This window comes from Pedococcus badiiscoriae (genome assembly GCF_013408925.1).
GTDB lineage: Bacteria > Actinomycetota > Actinomycetes > Actinomycetales > Dermatophilaceae > Pedococcus > Pedococcus badiiscoriae.
In genome coordinates this window covers 1614012-1637291 of sequence record NZ_JACCAB010000001.1, presented here as the reverse complement: position 1 = coordinate 1637291, position 23280 = coordinate 1614012, and the positions used below count along the sequence as shown (strand labels likewise).

At 71.1% G+C, this 23280-nt stretch carries 22 protein-coding genes; 11 read left to right on the top strand and 11 right to left on the bottom strand.

Going from position 1 to position 23280, the window contains the following annotated elements; genetic code table 11:
- Positions 1-32: 32 nt before the first annotated feature.
- Entirely contained in the window at positions 33-1571 is a 1539-nt protein-coding gene (gene purF, locus BJ986_RS07825; RefSeq protein ID WP_179421469.1) for an amidophosphoribosyltransferase, read from the bottom strand.
- Between the two features lie 43 nt (positions 1572-1614).
- Positions 1615-1839, bottom strand: a complete 225-nt coding sequence (locus BJ986_RS07820; protein WP_179421468.1) for a hypothetical protein — start codon at positions 1837-1839, stop codon at positions 1615-1617.
- Between the two features lie 78 nt (positions 1840-1917).
- Here BJ986_RS07820 and BJ986_RS07815 point away from each other — a divergent pair, with 78 nt between their 5' ends.
- From BJ986_RS07815 to BJ986_RS07800, 4 genes are all read left to right on the top strand, one after another.
- Positions 1918-3501 (top strand): molybdopterin-dependent oxidoreductase, encoded by a 1584-nt coding sequence (locus BJ986_RS07815; protein ID WP_179421467.1) that lies wholly within the window; start codon positions 1918-1920, stop codon positions 3499-3501.
- Between the two features lie 240 nt (positions 3502-3741).
- Positions 3742-4383, top strand: a complete 642-nt coding sequence (locus BJ986_RS07810; RefSeq protein ID WP_179421466.1) for a fasciclin domain-containing protein — start codon at positions 3742-3744, stop codon at positions 4381-4383.
- A 24-nt stretch (positions 4384-4407) separates the two neighbouring features.
- Positions 4408-5004 carry an ECF RNA polymerase sigma factor SigK gene (sigK, locus tag BJ986_RS07805; protein WP_179421465.1) on the top strand — a complete coding sequence of 199 codons (597 nt, stop codon included), beginning with the start codon at positions 4408-4410 and terminating at the stop codon, positions 5002-5004.
- Entirely contained in the window at positions 5001-5786 is a 786-nt protein-coding gene (locus BJ986_RS07800; RefSeq protein ID WP_179421464.1) for an anti-sigma factor, read from the top strand. Before sigK ends, BJ986_RS07800 begins: the two co-directional genes overlap by 4 nt.
- A gap of 6 nt (positions 5787-5792) precedes the next feature.
- On the opposite strand, the gene BJ986_RS07795 is transcribed toward BJ986_RS07800, so the two are convergent.
- Complete coding sequence (locus tag BJ986_RS07795) at positions 5793-6656, bottom strand: LLM class flavin-dependent oxidoreductase (protein ID WP_179421463.1); 864 nt, start codon at positions 6654-6656, stop codon at positions 5793-5795.
- Between the two features lie 71 nt (positions 6657-6727).
- Here BJ986_RS07795 and BJ986_RS07790 point away from each other — a divergent pair, with 71 nt between their 5' ends.
- The 3 genes from BJ986_RS07790 (at position 6728) to BJ986_RS07780 (ending at position 9725) form a co-directional block, all read left to right on the top strand.
- Positions 6728-7774 (top strand): zinc-dependent alcohol dehydrogenase family protein, encoded by a 1047-nt coding sequence (locus tag BJ986_RS07790; RefSeq protein ID WP_179421462.1) that lies wholly within the window; start codon positions 6728-6730, stop codon positions 7772-7774.
- Positions 7775-7809: 35 nt separating this feature from the next.
- The gene (locus BJ986_RS07785) at positions 7810-8613 is read left to right on the top strand and encodes a spermidine synthase (protein WP_179421461.1); all 804 of its coding nucleotides are present in this window, start codon (positions 7810-7812) and stop codon (positions 8611-8613) included.
- 77 nt (positions 8614-8690) lie between these two features.
- Positions 8691-9725, top strand: coding sequence for a Gfo/Idh/MocA family protein (locus tag BJ986_RS07780; RefSeq protein WP_337795000.1), 1035 nt, complete (start codon positions 8691-8693; stop codon positions 9723-9725).
- 2 nt (positions 9726-9727) lie between these two features.
- Here BJ986_RS07780 and BJ986_RS07775 read toward each other — a convergent pair whose 3' ends face one another.
- From BJ986_RS07775 to purS, 6 genes are all read right to left on the bottom strand, one after another.
- Positions 9728-10120, bottom strand: coding sequence for a VOC family protein (locus BJ986_RS07775; RefSeq protein ID WP_179421459.1), 393 nt, complete (start codon positions 10118-10120; stop codon positions 9728-9730).
- 53 nt (positions 10121-10173) lie between these two features.
- On the bottom strand, positions 10174-10536 hold the full coding sequence (locus tag BJ986_RS07770; RefSeq protein WP_179421458.1) for a sterol carrier family protein: 363 nt from the start codon (positions 10534-10536) through the stop codon (positions 10174-10176).
- A 201-nt stretch (positions 10537-10737) separates the two neighbouring features.
- Positions 10738-11862, bottom strand: coding sequence for an ATP-binding protein (locus BJ986_RS07765; RefSeq protein ID WP_179421457.1), 1125 nt, complete (start codon positions 11860-11862; stop codon positions 10738-10740).
- 74 nt (positions 11863-11936) lie between these two features.
- Positions 11937-14237, bottom strand: a complete 2301-nt coding sequence (gene purL, locus BJ986_RS07760; protein ID WP_337794999.1) for a phosphoribosylformylglycinamidine synthase subunit PurL — start codon at positions 14235-14237, stop codon at positions 11937-11939.
- Positions 14234-14905 carry a phosphoribosylformylglycinamidine synthase subunit PurQ gene (purQ, locus tag BJ986_RS07755; protein WP_179421456.1) on the bottom strand — a complete coding sequence of 224 codons (672 nt, stop codon included), beginning with the start codon at positions 14903-14905 and terminating at the stop codon, positions 14234-14236. Before purQ ends, purL begins: the two co-directional genes overlap by 4 nt.
- Positions 14902-15186, bottom strand: a complete 285-nt coding sequence (gene purS, locus BJ986_RS07750) for a phosphoribosylformylglycinamidine synthase subunit PurS (RefSeq protein ID WP_179421455.1) — start codon at positions 15184-15186, stop codon at positions 14902-14904. Before purS ends, purQ begins: the two co-directional genes overlap by 4 nt.
- Before the next feature lie 131 nt (positions 15187-15317).
- Here purS and BJ986_RS07745 point away from each other — a divergent pair, with 131 nt between their 5' ends.
- On the top strand, positions 15318-15797 hold the full coding sequence (locus BJ986_RS07745; protein ID WP_179421454.1) for a nitroreductase/quinone reductase family protein: 480 nt from the start codon (positions 15318-15320) through the stop codon (positions 15795-15797).
- Here BJ986_RS07745 and BJ986_RS07740 read toward each other — a convergent pair.
- Together BJ986_RS07740 and purD are read right to left on the bottom strand one after the other, a co-directional pair.
- Entirely contained in the window at positions 15794-16705 is a 912-nt protein-coding gene (locus BJ986_RS07740; RefSeq protein WP_179421453.1) for a phosphoribosylaminoimidazolesuccinocarboxamide synthase, read from the bottom strand. The genes BJ986_RS07745 and BJ986_RS07740 overlap by 4 nt on opposite strands.
- Before the next feature lie 45 nt (positions 16706-16750).
- On the bottom strand, positions 16751-18034 hold the full coding sequence (gene purD / locus BJ986_RS07735) for a phosphoribosylamine--glycine ligase (RefSeq protein ID WP_179421452.1): 1284 nt from the start codon (positions 18032-18034) through the stop codon (positions 16751-16753).
- 244 nt (positions 18035-18278) lie between these two features.
- Here purD and BJ986_RS07730 point away from each other — a divergent pair, with 244 nt between their 5' ends.
- The 3 genes from BJ986_RS07730 (at position 18279) to BJ986_RS07720 (ending at position 23254) form a co-directional block, all read left to right on the top strand.
- The gene (locus BJ986_RS07730) at positions 18279-19400 is read left to right on the top strand and encodes a helix-turn-helix transcriptional regulator (protein WP_179421451.1); all 1122 of its coding nucleotides are present in this window, start codon (positions 18279-18281) and stop codon (positions 19398-19400) included.
- A gap of 107 nt (positions 19401-19507) precedes the next feature.
- The gene (locus BJ986_RS07725) at positions 19508-21730 is read left to right on the top strand and encodes an AAA family ATPase (protein ID WP_179421450.1); all 2223 of its coding nucleotides are present in this window, start codon (positions 19508-19510) and stop codon (positions 21728-21730) included.
- A gap of 204 nt (positions 21731-21934) precedes the next feature.
- A complete protein-coding gene (locus BJ986_RS07720; protein WP_179421449.1) occupies positions 21935-23254 on the top strand; it encodes a hypothetical protein in 1320 nt (439 codons plus the stop codon).
- Positions 23255-23280 lie beyond the last annotated feature (26 nt).

The following is a 23280-nucleotide window of genomic DNA, read 5'->3' as shown; positions in this document are numbered from 1 at the left end:
GGAAATACCTCGAACCGGGAGGAGGGGGCGGGTCAGGGGCGGGTGAGGGCGTCCTCGGCGCCGCCGCCGACGCCCAGGGTCACGCCGTCCACGTCGATCGGCAGCGTCTCGAAGAGGTTCTTGCCGAGCCGGCTCGCGTCGGGCAGCTCCAACGGGTAGGTGCCGGTGAAGCAGGCGGTGCACAGCTGGTCACCGGGCTGCTCGGTGGCGGCGACCATCCCGGCCTCGGAGATGTAGCCGAGCGAGTCCGCACCGATCGAGGTGCAGACCTCCTCGACCCCGATGCCCGTGGCGATCAGCTCGGCCCGCGTGGCGAAGTCGATGCCGTAGAAGCAGGGCCAGCGCACCGGCGGCGAGGAGATCCGCACGTGCACCTCCGCGGCCCCGGCCTCGCGGAGCATCCGGACCAGCGCCCGCTGCGTGTTGCCGCGCACGATCGAGTCGTCGACCACGACCAGACGCTTGCCCTTGATGACCTCGCGCAGCGGGTTGAGCTTGAGCCGGATGCCGAGCTGGCGGATGGTCTGCGACGGCGCGATGAAGGTGCGTCCGACGTAGGAGTTCTTGACCAGGCCCTGGCCGTAGGGGATGCCGGACTCCTGGGCGTACCCGATCGCGGCGGGCGTGCCCGACTCGGGCGTCGGCATGACCAGGTCGGCCTCGACCGGGTGCTCGCGGGCCAGGGTGCGACCCATCTCGACGCGCGACTCGTGGACCCCTCGGCCGTTGATGGTCGTGTCGGGGCGGGCCAGGTACACGTACTCGAAGACACAGCCCTTGCGGTCGGTCTCGGCGAACCGCTGGGAACGCAGGCCGTCCTCGTCGATGATGATCAGCTCGCCAGGCTCGACCTCGCGGATCAGGGAGGCGCCGACGATGTCGAGGGCAGCGGTCTCCGAGGCGACCACCCAGCCGCGCTCGAGACGACCGAGGACCAGCGGGCGGATGCCCTGCGGGTCGCGCGCGGCATACAGGGTGTGCTCGTCCATGAACACGAAGCAGAACGCTCCGCGGAGTCGCGGCAGCAGGTCGAGAGCGGCGGCCTCGAGGGACCGGTCGGGGTCGTCGGCCAGCAGCGCGGTGACCAGGGCGGTGTCGGTCGTGTTCCCGCGCCCCAGCTCACCGCCACGGGTGCCGTACCCCTCTGACTGGCGCTCGGCGACCAGCTCACGCAGCTCGGCGGAGTTGATCAGGTTGCCGTTGTGGGCCAGGGCGACCGTGGACTCGGCGTGGCCACCGAGGGTCGGCTGGGCGTTCTCCCAGGTCGAGCCGCCCGTGGTCGAGTAGCGGCAGTGGCCCACGGCGAGGTGCCCGCGCAGAGATGCGAGCGACCGCTCGTCGAAGACCTGGGACACCAGTCCCATGTCCTTGTAGACCAGGATCGAGCGACCGTCGGAGGTGGCGATGCCCGCCGACTCCTGGCCGCGGTGCTGCAGGGCGTAGAGCCCGTAGTACGTCAGCTTGGCGACGTCCTCGCCGGGAGCCCAGACGCCGAAGACCCCGCAGGCGTCCTGCGGGCCCTTCTCGCCGGGAAGCAGGTCGTGCGTGAGCCGTCCGTCGCCGCGTGCCACGTGGTTCAGTCTCCCACAGGGACGCGCCGCGGTGCTGCAGCCGTCATCCGCGCCGGTCCAGCAGCACCGCGACGACCGCGGCGAGCAGGGCGAACACGAACGCGCCGAGCAGCCCGAGGAACAGCACCGCACTGGACACGCTGTAGTCGTGGCCGTACGACGTGGTGTCGTCGCTGCGGTAGCCGACGGCCGAGCCGACGACGAAGCCGAGGATCGCGCCGGTGGCGATGAAGGCGACGAAGTTCGGGTAGCGGCGGGTCGGTGGCACGCGCTCAACGTTACCCGCGGGTGACGGTTTGGGGTGCAGGGGACCCATCCGCCGCAGAGGCGAGTACGAATAGCAGGTATGGAACACCCCCGAAGGTCACCCGGAGCCACCGGCCAACGCCTCATGTATGCCGTGAGCGGCGTCCTCGCGGCGGCTGCCGGCATGGCGGTGGGTCACCTCGTGGCGGCCTTCGTCAACCCTTCGGCCTCGCCCGTGCTCGCCGTCGGCTCGACGGTCATCGACGCCACCCCCACCCCGGTCAAGGAGTGGGCGGTGCGGAACTTCGGCACCGCCGACAAGCCCGTCCTGCTCGGGAGCGTCGCGCTCGTCACGGCCCTGGCGGCCGCAGGCATCGGGTGGGTGTCCCGGACCAGGCCGAGTCTCGCGAACGTGCTCGTCGTGGGACTGGCCATGCTCGCCGGGCTGGCCGCCTGGTCCCGTCCTGCCTCCGCGCCCTTCGACATCGTCCCGGCGCTGGTCACCGCCGCGGTCGGAGTGGCAACGCTCACCGGCCTCCGCGCGCTGATCCCCAACTTGCCCACCCCCGGGGCGGCCCAGGAGTCGCCGCTGAGCCACACGGCATACGCGAAGGGAGCCTCGGGCGAGCCCGCTCGACGCAACTTCCTCATCGGCGCCGCAGGCGTCACCGTCGGCGCCGCCGCGCTCGGCGCCCTCGGCCAGAAGCTCGCCGCGCCAGCCACGCTTCCGTCCTCGGTGACGCTCCCGAAGCCGCAGACCGCGCTGCCGCCACTCCCCACCGGCATCGAGGGCAAGGTCCCGGGGATCAGCCCGTTCAGCACGCCGCTCAACGACTTTTACCGCGTCGACACCGCGTTGGTCATCCCGCGCATCGACGTCGGCAACTGGGTGCTCGAGATCGGCGGGAAAGTCGACAAGAAGCTCTCGATCACGTTCGCCGAGCTGCTCACAATGCCGATGATCGAGAAGGACATCACCCTCAACTGCGTCAGCAACGAGGTGGGCGGCCCCTACATCTCCTCCACCCGCTGGCTCGGCGTCCGCGTGCGTGACCTGCTCGAGCGCGCCGGCGTGCAGCACGGCGTCGACCAGATCCTCAGCGAGTCCACCGACGGCATGACCATCTCCACGCCCATCCAGGCGCTGACCGACGACCGGGACGCCCTGATCGCGGTGGCGATGAACGGCCAGCCGCTGCCGGCCCGTCACGGGTTCCCCGCGCGGATGGTGACGCCCGGCCTGTACGGGTTCGTGGGCGCCACCAAGTGGCTGACCAAGCTCACTGCGACCACGTATGCCGCGGACAAGGCCTACTGGACCCAGCGCGACTGGGCGATCGACGGCACCGTCAAGACCCAGGCGCGGATCGACACCCCCGCCGGGCTCGCCACCTACAAGCCCGGCAAGGTTGCCATCGGCGGGGTCGCCTGGGCGCAGCTGCGCGGGATCAAGGAGGTCGAGGTGCGCGTCGACAACGGTCCGTGGGAGAAGGCGACCCTGGGCCCCGACGGCGGCACCGACTACTGGCGCCAATGGTTCTGGGTGTGGGACGCCACGAGCGGACGGCACGAGCTGACGGTGCGTGCGACCGACGGCACGGGCGCGCTGCAGACCGACAAGCGGGCCGACCCGTTCCCGGGTGGCGCGTCGGGCTGGCACTCGATCGTCGTCCTCATCTCCTGACGAGAGATCCCTGACCCCCACGGGCGGGTTCGAGCTCCGGCTCGGACCCGCCCGCGCATGCCTGGCCACGGGTGACCGCTGCGCGTCCCGGGCGTGCGTCGTCCGGTGCCGGTGGCCGGACCTCGCTGCCCTCCAGGCGCGAAAACCGTTGTCCCGAAAAGATTCCCCATCCGACCAATCCACCCCTGGGACAGGTCCGAATACCCGGTGTCAGACAGTCCACAACAAGGAGCCACCATCATGCGCCTCGCACGCCGCAGCACCATTGCTGCCCTCAGCCTCGCCCTTCCGCTCAGCCTCGCCGCCTGTGGGAACTCCGGTTCCGACACGGCCGCGTCCAGCAGCTCGTCGATGCCGAGCTCCAGCTCGAGCTCCAGCTCCAGCTCGTCGACCACCACCTCGGACATGGCGGCCAAGCCGTTCGGTGCTGGTTGCTCCGCGGTCCCCGCGGACGGCAAGGGCTCGTTCTCCGGTATGGCCACCGACCCGGTCGCCACCGCCGCGAGCAACAACCCGGTCCTGTCCACCCTCGTCACCGCGGTGACGAAGGCCGGCCTCGGCGAGACCCTGAACTCGGCCAAGGACATCACCGTCTTCGCCCCGAGCAACGACGCCTTCGCCGCGCTGCCCAAGGCCACGCTGGACGCCGCCCTGAAGGACCCGAAGGGTCTGCTCACCAAGGTGCTGACCAACCACGTCGTCCCCGGCAAGCTCACCCCGGAGATGCTTGCCGGCACGCACAAGACCCTCGGCGGCGGCAGCATCACGGTGACCGGCTCCGGCGACTCGTTCATGGTCGGCAAGGCCAAGGTGATCTGTGGCAACGTGCAGACCGCCAACGCCACGGTCTACATCATCGACGGCGTTCTCCTCCCCGGCTGAGCTGAATCAGCGATGATGGTGCCCATGGCAGCAACCACCCCAGGTCCCGAACCGATCTGGGGAGGTGCTGCCGTGGGCACCGACCTCGCCGGTCTGCTGCGCGCCAGTGCCCTCGGTGACGAGGAAGCCTTCGCCCAGCTCTACGACGCGGTGGCCGCCCGGATCTACGGGTTGGTCCTCCGCGTGGTGCGGGACCCGGCTCAGTCCCAGGAAGTGGCCCAAGAGGCCTTGCTCGACATCTGGCGCACCAGCGCCCGGTTCGACCCTTCGCGAGGAAGCGCGGTCAGCTGGATGCTCACCATCGCCCACCGCAAAGCGGTCGACCGGGTGCGGTCAGCCCAGGCGTCGACAGACCGTGAGCACACCTACGGCTCACGGAACCAGGAGCGCACCTACGACGAGACGGCCGACACGGTCGACCGCCGCCTGGACGCCCAACGAGTACGCAACGCCTTGGACTCGCTCACCGAGACCCAGCGCAGCGCAGTCGAACTTGCCTACCTCGGCGGTTACACCCACACCGAGGTGGCCTCCCTTCTCGGTGTGCCACTCGGCACGGCCAAGACCCGAATACGCGACGGATTGATCCGCCTGAGAGACACCCTGGGGGTGCAGTCATGAGTGCCGACATCCACGGATTGGTCGGCGCCTATGCAGTCGATGCGATCGACGAGCAGGAGCGCAGCGCCTTCGAGCTGCACCTCGCCGAGTGCCCCGAGTGCCAGGCGGAAGTCGCCAGCCTGCGTGAAGCGGCAGCGCAGCTGTCGTTGATGAGCCAGACGGCTCCCCCGTCGTCGATGCGCGACGCCGTGCTCGCCGGCATCCGGACGGTCCGCCCGCTGCCCCCTCTGGAGGCGCAGCCCAGCGGCCAGGTCGCCGCTGGACCCGTTGGCGAGGACTCGCCCACAACTGACGCGCCGCCCCAGCCTGAGGCCACTGTGCTGCCCTTCCGTCCCCGCCGCCGGGTGACCGCCTGGCTCGCCACCGCCGCCGCAGCTGTCGCCCTCCTCATCGGCGGCATCACCTGGAGCCCGTGGCACACCGGTTCCAGCGACCAGGTGACCGCCGCACAGGTGCTGCACGCCAAGGACGCCCAGCGGATCGAACGGACCATCGGCGGCGCGAGGGCCACCATCGTGCGCAGCGCCTCCCTCGGGACCGCGGTCATCGTGGCGGACAACATGCCCGCGGCGCCGGACGGCAAGGACTTCCAGCTCTGGCTGAACCAGCCCAACAAGGGCATGGTCAGTGCGGGGATCATGCCGCACGGCTCAGCGCCGACGGTGACGATGGTGCTCGGTGGTGACGCCTCGACGGCCACGGCCGCAGGGATCACCATCGAACCGGCAGGTGGCTCGCCCGCACCGACGTCAGCGCCGCTCGCCCTGTTCGCCTTCTCCTGACCGAGCTCAGCGCAGTCCGGGCAACCTCGCCGCCACCTCGTCCAGGACGGCCTCGCTGCCCGCGTAGACGCCCTCGGCGCGCGGCCAGTGCGTCACGACGTCGGTGAACCCCAGCCCGGCCGCCCGTCCGACCATCTCGGCGAAGAGCTCGGCGCTCTCGAGGGAGTAGCGCGGCGCTCCGTCGAGCGAGAGGTACCGGTCCAGCGGCGCCTGACGGTCCGCGGCGCCCTCCGCCTCGTCGAGCCTCGCGCTCAGCTCGGCGATCCCGGACCACCACTCGTCCAGGGTCTCCCCGCCCTTGCCGTACGTCACCCAGCCCTGGCCGTGGGCCGCCGCGAGGCGCAGCGAGCGCGGGCCGTTCGCCGCGATGACGAAGGGCACGCGGGGCCGCTGGAGCGAGCCGGGGAGGGTGCGCGCGTCGACGGTCCGGTAGTGCCAGCCCTCGTGCGTCAGGTGGTCCTCCAGGAAAAGCCGGTCGAGCACCTCCACGAACTCGTGGAACCGGTCGACGCGCTCCTTCAGCGTTCGCTCGTCGCCGAGGATCGCGGCGTCGAGGTCGCCACCCGTCCCCAGGCCGCAGATCAGCCTCCCGCTCGAGATGTCATCCAGCGCAAGCAGATCCCGCAGGAAGACGTAGGGATGACGGTAGTTGGGAGAGCTCACGAACGTCCCGAGCCTGATCGTCGACGTTGCCATCGCGGCGGCGGTCAGGGTCGGCAGGGCACCGAACCACGGCGAGTCCGGCAGCCCCGCCCAGACCAGGTGGTCGTACGTCCACGCGTGGTCGAAGCCGTACTCCTCGGCGCGCTGCCACAGCGGCTCGGCCTCGGTCCAGCGGTACTCCGGGAGGATGGTGATGCCACAGCGCATGCAGCGAGGGTATGCCGCGTGGTGACCACGCGGCATACGGGCGCCTCGATCGCCGTGGCAGGCTGGCAGGCATGAAGGCCACCATCCTGAACGCGCCCGGTGACATCCGCCTCGAAGACGTCCCCGACCCCCGCATCGCCAAGCCCACCGACGCGCTGGTGCGCGTCACCGCTGCCTGCGTGTGCGGCAGCGACCTCTGGCCGTACCGCGGCATCAACCCGGTCACCGAGCCGACCCGCATCGGCCACGAGTTCGTCGGCATCGTCGAGGAGGTCGGCAGCGACGTCCGCAGCGTGCGGCCGGGTGACTTCGTCATCGCGCCCTTCATGTACTCCGACAACACGTGTCCGCACTGCCGCGTCGGGATCCAGTCGCGCTGTGACCACGGCGGATTCTGGGGCGGGCCCGACCGCGACGGCATCATGGCCGACGGCGGGCAGGGCGAGTACGTCCGCGTGCCGCTCGCGGATGGCACGCTCGTCTCCACTCGCGAGGTGCCGGACGAGGACCTGGTCCCCAGCCTGCTCAGCCTGTCGGACGTGATGGGCACGGGCTGGCACGCCGCCGTGGCGGCTCAGGTGCAGGAGGGGGACACCGTCGTGGTGGTCGGAGACGGTGCAGTCGGCCTCAGCGGCGTCCTGGCCGCCGCGCGGATGGGCGCCGAGCGCATCATCGCCATGTCGCGCCACGAGTCCCGCCAACGCATCGCCCGTGAGTTCGGCGCCACCGACGTGGTGGAGGTCCGGGGCGACGACGCGGTCGCCGCCGTCAAGGAGCTCACCGACGGGGTCGGCGCCGATGCCGTGCTCGAGTGCGTCGGCACGAACGAGTCGATGTCGACGGCGATCGCAGCCGCCCGGCCCGGCGCCATCGTGGGATACGTGGGCGTGCCGCACGGCATCGAGTACCCCGTGCGAGACATGTTCGCGCGCAACGTCGGGATCGCGGGCGGGATTGCGCCGGCCCGCCAGTACCTGCCTCAGCTGCGCGACGACGTGCTGTCCGGTGCGATCAACCCTGGGCTCGTCTTCGACCTGGAGGTCCCACTCACCGAGGTCGCCGAGGCGTACGCCGCCATGGACGAGCGTCGGGCCATCAAGTCGCTCATCCGCCCCTGACCCGGCCCATACCGCGTCTGTCCCCGGCTGAGCTGATGCAGGAGTTCCGTTTCGAGGTCGACGACCACGGCGGGAGCACCGTCCTGGTCGACGGGTACCCGCAGTCGTACGTCAGCCTGACCGACCCCGAGCTGCTCGTCTTCGGCTACATGCAGCACCTGGCGGCCGTGGCCGACTCGCTGCCCGCCGGCCCCCTGGCGGTCACGCACGTCGGAGGTGCGGCGATGACGCTGCCCCGCTACGTCCAGCACACCCGGCCGGGTTCGCCGCAGATCGTGCTGGAGCCCGACGCGGCGCTGACCGAGGCAGTGCGACACGAGCTGCCCCTGCCACGCGGGCACCGCATCCGGGTGCGTCCGCAGCGGGGTCGGGAGGGCGTGGCGGCCCTCAAGGACTCGAGCGCGGGGGCGGTCGTCGTCGACGCGTTCGCGGACAGCCAGGTGCCGGCCGACCTCACCAGCGCTGAGTGGTTCGCGGACGTGGCGCGGGTGCTGCTGCCAGGTGGGGTCCTGGTCATGAACACGGCCGACGAGCCGGACCACCGTCACGTGGCCCGGGTCCATGCAGGTCTCGCCCGACACCTGCCGCACACCGCCGCGATCGCGGAGGTCGACATCTGGAAGCGGCGCCGGTTCGGCAACCTGGTGCTGGTCGGCTCGAGTCAGCCGCTGCCGCTGGACGCCGTCGTCCGCAGCGTCGCCAAGGGCGCCTTCCCCAGCACCGTCCGCGAGGGCGCCGAGCTCACCCGTGCCCTGGGCTCGGGACGGCCGTTCACCGATGCCGACGCGGTCCCGAGTCCCCCGCCACCGACCCCTCCCGACGTGTGGCGGATCCGGTGAGCCGGACGCTGCCCTGCTCTGCTGACACCTGATGGATGCCGGGTGCGGGCCGCCGGTCCAGCACCGATGATGGGGCGGTGCCTTCCCTGACGCTGCCCCCGCCCCGGACGCCCGATCCCCGTGACGCACCGACCCTTCGCTGGGGGATCCTCGCGCCGGGAGGCATTGCCCGCTCCTTCGCCACGGCCCTGCAGGCCCGCACCGGCCAGCAGCTCCAGGCGGTCGCGTCCCGGAGCCTGCCCCGCGCTCAGGAGTTCGCAGCAGCCTTCGGCATCGAGACGGCCTACGGCTCCTACGCCGACCTCGTCGCGGACCCGGACGTCGACGTCGTCTACGTCGCCTCGCCGCACTCGGAGCACCGCGCCCAGGCGCTGCTCGCCACCGGGGCCGGCAAGCCCGTGCTGGTCGAGAAGGCCTTCGCCCGCAACGCCAGCGAGTCCCGCGACATCGTCGAGTCTGCCGGGGCCGCAGGCGTTTTCGTCATGGAAGCGATGTGGACGCGGTTCCTGCCGCACATCGACGTGGTGCGGCGCTGCCTCGAGGACGGGCTGCTGGGTGACGTCCACACCGTGCACGCCGACCACGGACAGGCGCTCTATCCCGACGGCCCGCTCCGACTGGCCGACGCTGCGCTGGCGGGCGGTGCGCTGCTCGACCTGGGGATCTATCCCGTGTCGTTCGCCCATTTCGTGCTCGGGGACTTCGTCGACGTGACAGCGACGGGCGCACTCACCGACACCGGGGTGGACGCCCAAGGGGCGATCGGGGTGACGAGCAGCACCGGTGCGATGGGAGTGCTGGGCACGACGATGCTCACCAAGACGCCGACGACTGCGGCTGTCTGCGGCACCCGGGCTCGCCTCGAGATCAGCGGCCCGTTCTACACGCCCCGCGCGGTGGTGCGCCTGGTGTCCACCGACGGCACGGAGCTGGACCGCTACGCCCCCGAGGACACCGCCCACGGACTCCACTTCGAGGCTGTCGAGGTGGCGCGTCGGATCACGGCCGGAGAGGTCGAGTCACCCCTGATGCCGCACGCCGAGACCCTGACGATCATGGACGCGCTCGACGACATCCGGGCGCAGATCGGGGTCCGCTACCCGGGCGAGTGACCCTAGAAGGTGTCACCGCGGCGCCAGGCCATCTCCTGGAGCTCGAACGAGTTGCCATCGGGGTCGGAGAACTCCGCGCCCTTGACTCCCCCGCCGAAGTCGTGGACCTCGCTCACGTCGACTCCACGGCTGACCAGGTCGGCGCGGGCCGCCTCGATGTCCTCGACCACCAGGTGCAGACCGCGGATGCTGCCCGGCTCGCCCCGGTAGACCTCCAGTCCGGTCCCGAAGCCGATCGAGCAGCCCGATCCCGGCGGGGTCAGCTGGACGATCCTGATGCCCTCGGCAGGCTGCACGTCGACGTCCTTGGTGAACCCGAGGGTGTCCTCGTAGAACGCGATGGACCGTTCGACGTCGGCGACGGGCAGTGGGACGAGCTCCAGCTTCAGCTGCATGCGGATCAGTCTCCTTGGATGGTCAAGCTCTGGCGGGCGGTCGATCTGGGCGGTCAGGCGAGCGGAAGGTATGCGGTGAGGTCGGCGCGGTGCCCGCTCACCCGGAGGGTGCCCGACTCCCAGGCACCCTCCCAGCTGAGGGCCCCTGTCGCCACGGCGAGCCAGGTCTGCGCATCGGTCTCGATGACGTTGGGGGGCGTGCCGCGGGTGTGGGTCGTACCGGCGATGCACTGAACCGCCCCGAACGGGGGCACGCGCACCTCGACGCTGCGGCCGGGCGCAACGACGGAGAGCTCCTCCAGCGTGTAGCGCACGGCCGTGCCGAGCTCCGGGCTCCCGGTGGCGTCACGCTGGACCTTCCACGAGGCCACCGCGGCACGTCCGGCGGCGACGGTGACTCGGCGGCGCGGCGGCATACCGGCATCGTCGCATGCCGCACCGACGTCTCCTTGAGCGGCCGTCCGGCGGTCGAGAATGAGTATGAGTACCCATTGGCGCCGTCAGATCCTCGACGTACCGTTCATGGCGGGGACACACGGGGGACGAAGGGCCCGGCCGCGCGGGGGATGCGCGACCGGGCCTTCTCGCGCGTCAGCGGAACGGGCACGCCGCCGGTGTCAGCCGCGGTCCGGCAGGATCGCCCAGACGCTCGCTCCACCCCACGGCGAGGTGTCGATGCCCATCCGTCCACCATGGGCGGTGACGATCCGTTCGCACGTGCTCAGGCCGAAGACGCGGTCACGCTCCTCCGGTGGCACCCCGGGTCCGTCGTCGTCCACGGCCAGCCGCCAACCGCCCGTCACGGGTTCGACCGTGATGGTGACGTGCGGCTCCCGACCGCTGGTGGCGCTGAACTTCACGGCGTTGGCGACGATGTTCTGGACGAGAGCGCGCAGCACGGTCCGGTCGGCCCTGAAGACCGGCAGCTCACCCACCTCGACGATCGCTCCCGCGGCCCGCACCCGGGCGCTCAGGTCCTCCAGGACCTCGTCGACGAGCAGGGCGACGTCGACCTCGGTGGTGCGGACGCGTCCACCGAGCTGGGCGTAGTCGAGCAGGTCGGTGATGAGGTACTGCATCCGCTGGGCCGACAGCTCGGCCCGGCTCAGGGCGCGGGCGACGTCGGGCGCCGCGTCGAGAGACGCGCTGTCACTGGCCATCTCGAGGAACCCCGAGAGGGCTGCCAACGGGTTCGCGAGGTCGTGGCTCACCTGGCCGGCAAACTGGGCGAGCTGCTCGTTCGACCGGGTCAGCTCCCGGGCCGTGCGCCGCAGCTCGAGCACGTCGACGACCTGTCGGGCCAGGACGTCCAACCCGTGCGCAGCCTCGCTGCTCAGCCGGCCCGTCGAGTCATCGAACACGCAGAGGGTGCCGATGACGACACCGTCGGGCGTGACGAGCGGACTCGACGCGTAGAACCGGACCTTGGCGATCTCGCCGGTCACGAACGGGTTCTGGGCGAAGCGCGGGTCCTCACGCGCGACGAAAACCTCGACCCGGCGTGCCTCGTCGAGCACCACGGCGCACATCGAGTCCTCGCGGGCACAGACCCCGGGGGCGAAGCCGACGGCCGCGATCTGGTGCTGAAGCCGGTCGTCGATGATGTTGATGACAGTCGTCGGCACCTCGCAGACGATGGCCGCCAGCTCAAGCAAGCCCTGGAGGTCCGGTTCGGCGGGTTGGTCGAGCACCTGGTACTGCTCGATGGCCTGGCGTCGGGCCAGGTCGTCGACTGATCTCACGCTGCTCCTCGTGTTCGGCCCCCGAAGCGCCCCAAGACTAGTGTGCGGCGAAAACCGCTGGGGCACATGGCCCCTCAGTCACCGAACACCGACCGCAGGGTCGAGGTGTGGGCCTCACGCAGATCGGCCAGCGAGACCGCGAACTGGCCCTGGACGTCGAGGCCGTCCGTCTCGTCGTCGACGACCCCGATCCGGGCGTGGACCTGTCCGCGGGCGGTGCACATGTCGGTGAACCGCACCTCCTCCGAGCGCGGCACGGAGACGATGACGCGGGCGGTGGACTCGCTGTAGAGCGCCGTGAACGCGTCGATGCCGTCCCGCTCGCACACCTCCTCGAGCCAGATCCGGGCTCCGACGCCGTGGCGGAGCACCGCCTCGGCCAGCGCGATGGCCAGGCCACCGTCGGACAGGTCGTGCGCCGCGTCCACCAGTCCGTCGCGGCTGGCGTTGACGAGGATCTCGCCGAGCAGCTGTTCCGCGGCGAGGTCCACCACGGGCGGGAGGCCACCGAGATGACCATGCACGACGTGGGCCCACTCGCCGCCGGCGAGCTCGTTGCGCGTGGCCCCCAGCAGGTAGATGACCTGGCCGGCGGTCTTCCAGCCCGAAGGCGTCCGCCGCGACACGTCGTCCATGACGCCCAGCACCCCGATCACCGGGGTCGGGTGGATCGCGACGTCGCCGGTCTGGTTGTAGAACGACACGTTGCCACCGGTCACGGGGATACCGAGGGTCTTGCAGCCCTCCGCGATGCCCTTCACGGCCTCGCGGAACTGCCACATCACACCCGGGTCCTCCGGCGAACCGAAGTTGAGGCAGTCGGTCACAGCCAGCGGGGTGGCGCCCGACGTGGCGACGTTGCGGTAGGACTCGGCCAGTGCCAGCTGGGCCCCGACGTACGGGTCGAGCTTGGCGAACCGGCCGTTGCAGTCGGTCGAGACCGCCACGCCACGGCCGGTCTCCTCGTCGACCCGCACGACACCCGCGTCATCGGGCATCGCGAGAGCGGTGTTGCCCAGGACGTACCGGTCGTACTGGTCGGTGACCCAGGACTTGTCGCAGAGGTTCGGGGAGGCCAGCAGCGTGAGCAGGTCGGACTTGAGCCCGAGACCGTCGACGGGCCGACCGAGGGTGTCGGTGCCGTTGGCCTGCAGGTCGTCCAGGTATGCCGGCCGCTCCAGCGGGCGGTGGTAGGTCGGCCCCTCGTGGGCGACCGACCGCGGGGGCACGTCGACGATGACCTCGCCGTGCCAGGTGATGACGAGGTGGTCCCCGTCGGTGACCTCGCCGAGGACGGTGGCCTCGACGTCCCAGCGGTCGGTGATCGCCATGAACTCGTCGAGCTTGCCGGGCTCGACGACGGCCATCATGCGCTCCTGGCTCTCCGACATGAGGATCTCCTCAGGGCGGAGCGAGGCGTCGCGCAGCGGCACCCGGTCGAGCTCGATCTGCATGCCGCCGTCGCCGTTGGAGGCGAGCTCACTGGTGGCGCAGGAGAGTCCGGCGCCACCCAGGTCCTGGATGCCGTCGACCACGTGCGCGGCATACAGGTCGAGGCAGCACTCGATGAGCACCTTCTCGGCGAACGGGTCGCCCACCTGGACCGCGGGTCGCTTGGTGGGGCCGCCCTCGTCGAACGTCTCGGAGGCCAGCACCGAGACGCCACCGATGCCGTCGCCGCCCGTCTTCGCTCCGAAGAGGATCACCTTGTTGCCGACGCCCGAGGCCTTGGCGAGGTGGATGTCCTCGATGCGCATGGCGCCCACGCAGAGAGCGTTGACGAGCGGGTTGCCCTGGTAGCAGTCGTCGAAGACGACCTCGCCGCCGATGTTGGGCAGGCCGATGCAGTTGCCGTAGCCACCCACCCCCGCGACGACCCCGGGTAGCACTCGCTGGGTGTCGGGGTGGTTGAGGTTGCCGAAGCGCAGCGGGTCCATGATCGCGATCGGGCGCGCGCCCATCGACATGATGTCGCGGATGATGCCGCCGACCCCGGTGGCCGCACCCTGGTAGGGCTCGACGTAGGACGGGTGGTTGTGGGACTCGACCTTGAAGGTCACCGCCCAGCCGTCACCGATGTCGACGACCCCGGCGTTCTCACCGATGCCGACGAGCAGCTTCTCGCGCATCTCGTCGGTGGTGTTCTCGCCCCAGAGGGAGAAGTGCACCTTGCTCGACTTGTAGGAGCAGTGTTCGGACCACATCACCGAGTACATCGCGAGCTCGGCGCTCGTCGGACGCCGGTCGAGGATCTCGCGGATGCGGTCGTACTCGTCGGCCTTGAGTCCGAGCTCGACCCACGGCTGGTCGACGTCAGGGGTCTGCGCCGCGTGGCCGACGGTGTCGACGCTCGGGCGGTCGATCTGGGCGGTCACGCGTTTGCCACCTGCTTCAGGACGGAGGTGAAGAACGGGAGCCCGTCGGTCGAGGGGCCGTAGCCCTCCTCGACCGCGTGCTCGGGGTGAGGCATGAGGCCCACGATGTTTCCCCGGTCGTTGGTGATGCCCGCGATGGCGCGGTACGAGCCGTTGGGGTTGCCACCGGCATACCGGACGACGACGCGGCCCTCACCCTCGAGCTCGTCGAGCGTGCGCTCGTCGGCGACAAAGCCGCCCTCGCCGTTCTTGAGGACGATGGTGATCTCCTGACCGGCCACGAAGTCGGAGGTCCAGGCCGTGGAGGCGTTCTCGACGACGAGGCGCTGGTCGACGCAGTTGAACTTGCGGTGGTCGTTGCGGATCAGCGCGCCGGGCAGCAGGTGGCTCTCGCACAGCACCTGGAAGCCGTTGCAGATGCCGATGACCGGAAGTCCGCCCCGCGCTGCCGGGATGAGCGCGTCCATGACCGGCGCGAAGCGGGCGATGGCGCCACAGCGCAGGTAGTCGCCATAGGAGAACCCCCCGGGCAGGACGACCGCGTCGACCCCCTTGAGGTCGGCGTCGCCGTGCCACAGGGTGACCGCCTCGGCGCCGACGGCACGCACCGCACGCGCGGCGTCGCGGTCGTCGAGGGACCCCGGAAACGTGACGACCCCGACCTTCACTGGTCGGGGTCCTCTGCGCGCACCGAGTCGACGTCCTGCTGCGCCCGGACAGACACCACGTCCTCGATCACGGGGTTGGACAGCAGCTTCTCGGCAGCCTCGGCGGCGGCGGCGAGGTGCTCCTCGGTGACTTCACCGTCCACGGTGAGGACGAACCGCTTGCCCTGCCTCACCTCCCTGAACTGCTCGAAGCCGAGGCGGGGCAGGGCCCCGCTGACGGCTTGACCCTGGGGGTCGAGGATCTCTGGCTTCAGCATGACGTCAATGACGACGTGGCCCATTCGGGTGTCTCCTGAGTTGGTACCTGCGCTCGCGCGGGAGGGAAGCGTCCGCAGTCTATCCGCGCCCGCTGGTCGGTATGCCGCGTGGTCCAGCCCGTTGACATCCACGGACGCGCGGAGGAACGTCGCCGGTGGGACGGCACGTCGAGGAGGCCCGGATGAACCCCGTGATGAAGGCGACCATGAAGGCCGGTTCCAGCCTGATGGTGTCCTTGTACAAGGCTTCGGGGGGCCGGATCGGCGGCCGGGTGAAAGGGCTGCAGGTCATCCTGCTGACCGTTCCGGGCCGCAGGACCGGCCGGCCACACACGACCGCGGTGAGCTGCTTCGAGCATGCCGGCGGTTACGTCGTGGCGGGCTCTGCCGGGGGGATGCCCCGGGAGCCGCAGTGGTTCAAGAACCTGCGCAAGGCTCCCGCGGCCGAGGTCCAGCTGGGCCGTCGGCGGTTCCGCGCCGCGGTACGCGAGCTGCTCGGCACCGAGCGCGATGAGGTCTGGCGTGACGTCGTGGTGGCTCGCGCGCCGTTCTTCGCCGACTACAGCACCAAGGGCCACCGCACGATCCCGCTCGCGCTCCTGACACCGCTGCCCGAACCGGGGCTCGGCGCCTAGGGAGCGAACGTGCGTCCCGTGAGTCGTTCGTAGGCCTCGACGTACTTGGCACGGGTGCGCTCGACGACGTCGTCGGGCAGCTTGGGCGGAGCCTGCCCGGAGGCCTTGTCCCAGCCGCTGCCCGGGGAGGTCAGCCACTCGCGGACGAACTCCTTGTCGAACGACGGCTGGGTGTGTCCGGGCTCCCACTGGTCGGCCGGCCAGAACCTCGAGGAGTCCGGCGTCAGCACCTCGTCGGCCAGCACCAGCGAGTCGCCCTCGAGGCCGAACTCGACCTTGGTGTCGGCGATGAGGATGCCTCGGTCGGCCGCGATCTCGTTGCCCCGCTTGAGGATCGCCACGGTGAGGTCCCGGGCCCGCTCGGCGGTGCGCTCCCCCACGGCGGCGACGACGTCGGCATACGGCATGGGTTGGTCGTGCTCACCCACCGGTGCCTTGGTGGACGGGGTGAACACCGGCTCGGGGAGCCGCGACCCGTCGACCAGGCCGCCGGGCAGGGGGACACCGCTGACGTGGCCGTCGGTGACGTACTCGCGCAGTCCGCCGCCGGTGAGGTAGGCCCGCGCGACGCACTCGACGGGCAGCATGGACAGCCGCCTGACCAGGACCGCGCGACCTGCCACCTGGGGCGGGACATCGGTCGAGACGACGTGGTTGGGCACCACGTCGGCCAGCTGCTCGAACCACCACAGCGACAGCTGGGTCAGCACCGCGCCCTTGTCGGGGATGGGGCTGTCCAGGATGAAGTCGAACGCCGAGAGCCGGTCGCTGGCCACGAGCAGGAGCTGGTCGTCGCGCGGAGCCCCCGAGGCGTCCAGCGGGGCGTAGAGGTCACGGACCTTGCCCGAGTACACGTGGGCGTAGCCGGGCAGCGGCTCGGGCGAGGGGTCGGCCTGGGAGGACGTCATGGCGACATCCTCCCAGCCCGTCCGTGGTCTTGGGCGGCGGCGGTCTCAGCCGACGTGCAGCTCGTTGCGCTGGGCCGCGAGCGCGATGTCCGTGCGGTGGTGCGAACCCTCCAGCTCGATGAGGTCGACGGCCTCGTAGACGCGTTCGCGCGCCTGGGTGAGGCTCTCGCCGAGCGCCACCACCGACAGCACCCGGCCGCCTGCGGAGACGAGCATCCCGTCGTGGTCACGGGCCGTCCCCGCATGCAGCACGTATGCCGTGGGCACGCCGGCCACTGCGTCGATGCCCGTGACCGGGTCACCGGTCCGCGGGGTGTCGGGGTAGTTGTGCGAGGCGACGACGACGGTGACGGCGTGCTGGGGCGACCACTTCAACGGAGCGATGCCGTCGAGGTGGCCCGTGGCTGCCGCCTTCAGCAGGCCACCCAGCGGGGTCTGGAGGCGGGCGAGCACCACCTGGGTCTCCGGGTCTCCGAACCGGGCGTTGAACTCGATGACCCGCGGCCCCCGCGCGGTGACGGCCACCCCGATGAACAGGATCCCCACGAACGGCGTGCCCCGGCGGGCCATCTCGTCGACGGTCGGCTGGGCCACCCGGCTGACCAGCTCGTCGACCAGCGAGGCCGGCGCCCAGTCCAGTGGTGAGTAGGCACCCATCCCCCCGGTGTTGGGGCCCTGGTCGTCGTCACCGACCCGCTTGAAGTCCTGGGCAGCGGCGAGGGGGACGACGGTGCTGCCGTCGCAGACACAGAACAAGGAGACCTCCGGGCCGTCGAGGAACTCCTCGATGACCACCGTGCCACCCTCCTTGGCCAGACAGAGCTGCGCGTGGGCCAGCGCCTGGTCGCGGTCGTTCGTGACGACCACCCCCTTGCCCGCCGCGAGTCCGTCGTCCTTGACGACGTGGGGTGCGCCCAGGGCGTCGAGCGCGTCTGCGACCTCGTCGAGCGTGCTGCACACGCGTGCCAGCGCCGTCGGCACGTCGGCGGCCGCCATCACCTCCTTGGCGAAGGACTTGCTGCCCTCCAGCCGAGCTGCCTCGGCGGACGGCCCGAACACGGTGAAGCCCGCCTCGCGCACCGCGTCGGCGACCCCCGCCACCAGCGGCGCCTCCGGGCCGATCACCACGAGGTCGACGCCGTGCCGGCGGGCGAGCGCCTCGATGCCTGGCGCGTCGAGGACACCGCCGGGGAGCGCTTCACAGAGGGCGATCGCGTCCATCCCGGGGTTGCCGGGAGCCACGATCACCGCGTCGACGTCCGGATCGGCGCCCAGGGACCTGACGAGAGCGTGTTCGCGGGCACCGGAACCGATGACGAGTACCTTCACGGGCCCAGCGTAGAGACTCGGGGGCGCACATGAGTGCGCGGCGTCCCGGGGAGGCAGGGGGGACATCTCCCGGGGACGCCGCGCAGCCGACGTGCGGTCGCCTGGCGGGGGAACCTGCAACCATGCACGTGGGTCGACGCTGTCGACTGACTCAAGAGTGGACCATCGCCGGCCCGCAGGTAAAGCCCAGACGTGGCGGACTTGCGCCATTGACGGAATCTCGCCAGGGGACGACCATGAGGCCATGGTCGTCATGAGCCAGCTGGCGGGCCGGCCGGCGGCGGACGCCGGGGGCGATGCGGAAGCCGGCGACATGCCCGGCAACGATCCCCCGGTCGTGCGGGCTGACGACTGCGACCAGGCACTCGACATCGACCCCCTGTCGGGCAACCTGGAGCTCGCCGCCGACGACGCCAAGGCCGAAGGCGTGCTGACCCGGATCTTCCTGGCCGCCCTGCAGCACCCCGAACCGACCCGGGCCCTGCTGATCGCCCAGGGGATGAAGGCCCCCCTGGTCGACCACTCGCTCGCCGTCCTGGCCAGCCGCGGGCTGATCCGACTCGGTGCCGAGGGGCGCATCGAGGTCATTCCTCCCGACATCTCCCTGCCCGCCCTGGCCCTCGACTACGAGCGCCGGGCGCGCGAAACCCGTTCTGCCGCACACGAGCTGGCGCAGGTGTTCTTCCAGGCGAGGTCGGCATCCCGCACTCCCGACGTGGGAACCGTGCGGATCCTGAACAGCCTGGACGAGATCGCGGCGGTCACCGCGGAGGCGGTGGCTGCCGGCACCCAGCAGATCCGCACGTTCCGCTCCCTGTCGCCGCGGACGAGGGCCATCTTCGCGAGCCCGCTGCACAGCCACGAGGAACCCACGCGCGGGGTCGGTGGCAACCAGCTGGAGTACACGACCGTCTACGACACCGACGTCCTGGAGATCGACGGCGCCCTGGAGATCCTCGAGGCCCGCGAACGGGGCGGTGAACGGTTCCGGCTGACCTCGTCGGTGCCGTTCTCCGCGGTGATCGTCGACGAGGCCGCTGCGATCGTCGACGTCAGCGCGTTCGACCCCTCGGGCTTCGGGTCAGCACTCATCCGCGCGCGTTCGATGGTGCTGGCCCTGATCGCGCTGTCGGACCGGCTGTGGGACCTCGGCTCGCCGCTGAGCGCCGGCGGGCTGGCCACCGAACGGCGCGACCAGATGATCCTCGCGCTCCTCGCGGCTGGGGCTCCCGATGCGACGATCGCCCGCCAGGCTGGGGTGTCCCAGCGCACGGTCGAACGTCGGGTCCGGGCCCTGATGGACCAGCTCGGCGCCGGCACCCGGTTTCAGGCCGGCGTGCAGGCAGCCCGGCGGGGACTGATCTAGCCCTCGCCAGCGGGTGAACTGGTGCACGGTGGGCACCGTCGTGCTCGCTAGACTCGTGCGTTCTCCCCCGGGAGACACCACGCCGCACTACCAGGAAGCATCTCACCGTGACGGGATCTGACCACTCGAGCGCGAAGGCGTCCAGCGCCGAGGTCGCCCGTGAGATCGCCATCGAGCAGGCCCACGTCGACCTGGTCTACGCCGAGCTCCTCAAGGCGCAGGCCCGCGCCGGCCTGGTCGAGGCCGATGGCCTGGCCCGCGGCCGCACCGACCGCACGGGCGACGTCCGCGACGAGGAGCTGACCGGGCTGTTCGAGCGGGACGCCCTGGTGTTCAACGCCGCTCGACGCCGGTCGACCCTCGACACCCAGTACGAAGGCCTGGTGTTCGGACGGCTCGACCTCGACCACGCCCTCGCCCATGCCGACCGGGACCCCGACCGCGAGACCCGCTACATCGGCCGGCTCGGGATCCGCGACGACGACTACGAGCCGCTCGTGATCGACTGGCGCGCGCCCGCCGCCGCCGCGTTCTACCGGGCCACGCCGGTCGAACCCATGGATGTCCTGCGCCGCCGAGTGCTGCGGTGCAAGGGTCCGGACGTCGTCGGCGTCGAGGACGACCTCATGGTCACCGACGCCCCCGAGGACCTCGTGGTCGTCGGCGACGGCGCCCTCCTCGCGGCCCTGACCCGCAGCCGCGGCGCCCAGATGCGCGACATCGTCGCCACGATCCAGCGGCACCAGGACGAGGCGATCCGAGCCTCGGCCCGCGGCATCACCGAGATCACCGGCGGTCCGGGGACGGGCAAGACCGTCGTCGCCCTCCATCGTGCGGCCTACCTGCTCTACTCCGACCGCCGTCGCTTCGAGGCCGGCGGCATCCTGGTGGTCGGCCCCTCGGCCGCCTACACGGCATACATCGAACGCGTGCTGCCCTCGCTCGGTGAGGAGTCGGTGACGCTGCGTTCGCTCGGTGACGTCGTCGACGGCGTCACCGCGACGCGGCTGGACCCACCCGAGGTGGCAGCCATCAAGGGCTCCCTGCGGATCCGGCGGCTGCTCGCCCGGGCCAGTGCGGATGCCCCACCGGACGCCCCCGAGGCCTTCCGCGCCTTCGTCAACGGCAAGGCGGTCAGGGTGGATGCCCCGGCGCTCGACCGCATCCGGGCCCAGGTGCTGCGCAACCACCAGCGCAACCTGTCGGCCAAGGCGGTCCAGAGCGCCCTCGCCGACGCAGCCTGGGCCAGCGTCAAGGACGGCGACCGCGCCGAGTTCATGGACCGGTTCGAGGACCACCTCGAGGTGGACGCGTTCCTCGACGCCTGGTGGCCGCAGGTCGACCCGCGCGAGGTGCTCCTGTGGCTGGCCGACCCAGAGCGCGCCCGACGGCACGGCGCCGGCGTCCTGTCGCCGCAGGAGTGCGACCTGTTCGCCGCGTCGATGCGGCGCGCCCTGGAGCTCGGCAGCTGGTCGGCGGCGGACGCCGCCCTGGTCGACGACCTCTCCGCGCGGCTCGGCCCGGTCCAGGACGGGCCGGCCGAGGAGCGCGGGTTCTACGAGATCGAGGAGTTCGAGGACGTCTCCCAGTTCGGTGTCGCCGAGGTGCGGGCCGGGCTGGACTCGCGCGGTGTCGGCACCAGGTCCTCGCGGACCGCCCCGACCGACCCCCGTGAGCTGCTGCTCCAGGGCCGCATCGAGGCGCCGGGCGAGTATGCCCACGTCCTGGTCGACGAGGCCCAGGACCTGTCGCCGATGCAGTGGCGGATGCTCGGCCGGCGCGGCCGCTACTCGTCGTGGACCGTCGTCGGCGACGCGGCACAGGCGTCGTGGCCCGATGCCGTCGAGGCGACCCGGGCCCGCGAGGAAGCCTTCGGGTCGCAGGAGCGGCGCCTCTTCCACATGGACACGAACTACCGCAACGCGCGCGAGATCTTCGCCTACGCGGCAGACGTCGTCCGAGCCGCAGTGCCGGATGCCGACATCCCCCAAGCCGTCCGCGAGACGGGTCACGACCCGGTGGACACCATGGTCGCCCCGGGCGCGTGGGCGGCAGCCGCGACAGCCGCGGTCGAGGGGCTGCTCGACGAGGTCGAGGGCTCCATCGCCGTGATCACCCCGGCCAGGTATGCCGCCGAGCTGGCCGGCTTGGGCGAGCTCAGCGACCGCGTGGGCGTCATCGACCCGATGTCGACCAAGGGGCTCGAGTACGACGCCACGGTCATCGTGGACCCCGACGAGATCGCGGCCGAGTCCCCCGGTGGGGTGCGGGTCCTCTACGTCGCGCTGACCCGCGCAGCCCACCGCATGACGGTGCTGCGGCCTCGCTGACCACCTCCGCCCTCGCTGCATGGTGCCCGTTGGGAAGCGCGCGGGGGGGAGCGTGGGGCCCCTGGGCCTCACTGGCTGAAACGCCCGAGATCTCTAGTCCTTTCGGTTAGGTCACGCTCGCCCTTTACGTACTCTTTGCCATTTCTAGGTAGTTTCTTGACCATTGCGCCTCAGCGGGAGGCCCACCCCCCTGAGAGGACATCGATGACGCCTGCACGCACCCGCACGGCACTCGCCCTGACGCTGGCCTGCACTCCCCTGCTGATCGCGACGGCTGCGCACGCCGACCCGGCCTGTGGGACGCCCGCCGTGGACGCGGTCTTCGCCACCGTGCACACCGATGCGGTCACGCACCTCGAGCTCAAGTGGGCGACCACGGTGGTCGACAGCCCGGCGGCGGCTGCCTGGGACGAGCCCGACGTGGTCGTGCCCGCCACCTACAAGACGGTCACGGTGGTCGACAAGGCGGCCTGGGACGAGACGGTCGTCGACAAGGCGGCCTGGGACGAGACGGTCGTCGACAAGGCGGCCTGGGACGAGACCGTCGTCGACAAGGCAGCCTGGGACGAGACCGTCGTCGACAAGGCAGCCTGGGACGAGACCGTCGTCGACCAGCAAGCCTGGTGGGAGACGGTCGTCGACCAGCAGGCCTTCCAGCAGTTCGTGGTCACGCGGCCGGCCATGACCTACCGGGTGAACCAGTGGCAGTACCGGAACATCTTCGGCCATGTCCTCTACACCGAGTGGTGGCGTGAGGGCACCAGTCCCTCCGGGAGCGGCTGGAGCCTTACCGGGAACTGGTACTACCAGACCGACCCCGCCCAGGGGTACTGGGCGTACGTTCCCGCGGTCACGCACCAGGTCTTCCATCCTGCCGAGACCCATGTCGTGCACCATGATGCCGAGACGCACGTGGTCACCCATGATGCCGAGACGCACGTGGTCACCCATGATGCCGAGACGCACGTGGTCAACCACCCGGCCGAGACGCACGTCGTCAACCACCCCGAGGTGAACCACGAGGAGCAGGTCGTCGACGTCGCCGAGCACAGCGTGCCGGGCGAGCACCACGACGCCGTCGCGGAGGTCTCCCACCAGGAGTACCAGTGGGCTGCGCAGTCCCCCGGCGAGGCGTGGGTCCAGACCGAGGAGTCGCGCATCGTCACCGACTCCGCCGCGAGCGACACCCAGGTCCTGGTCACGCCGGCCTCCCCGGCCGGCGCCCCGTGCCCGCCCGCCGTCGCCCCGCCTGCCGTCGCCCCGCCTGCCGTCGCCCCGCCCGCCGTCGCCCCAGGCGCCGGGGACCACGGTGACGGTGGCATCGGGGCCGGCGGCAGCGCGAACAGCCGCAACGGCAACGGCAACGGCACCAGCCCCGCGAAGGCGCCGGCTGTCTCCGCCGCGTCCGCGGTTCCCGTCCTCGCCCACACCGGCGCCGACGGCGCCGGCGAGCTGCTCGCTCTCGGTGGGCTGCTCGTCCTCGCCGGGGCGGGCGCGCAGCGGGTCGCTCGCCGCCGCGGCTGACCAGCCTAACGACGCTGGGGCCCATT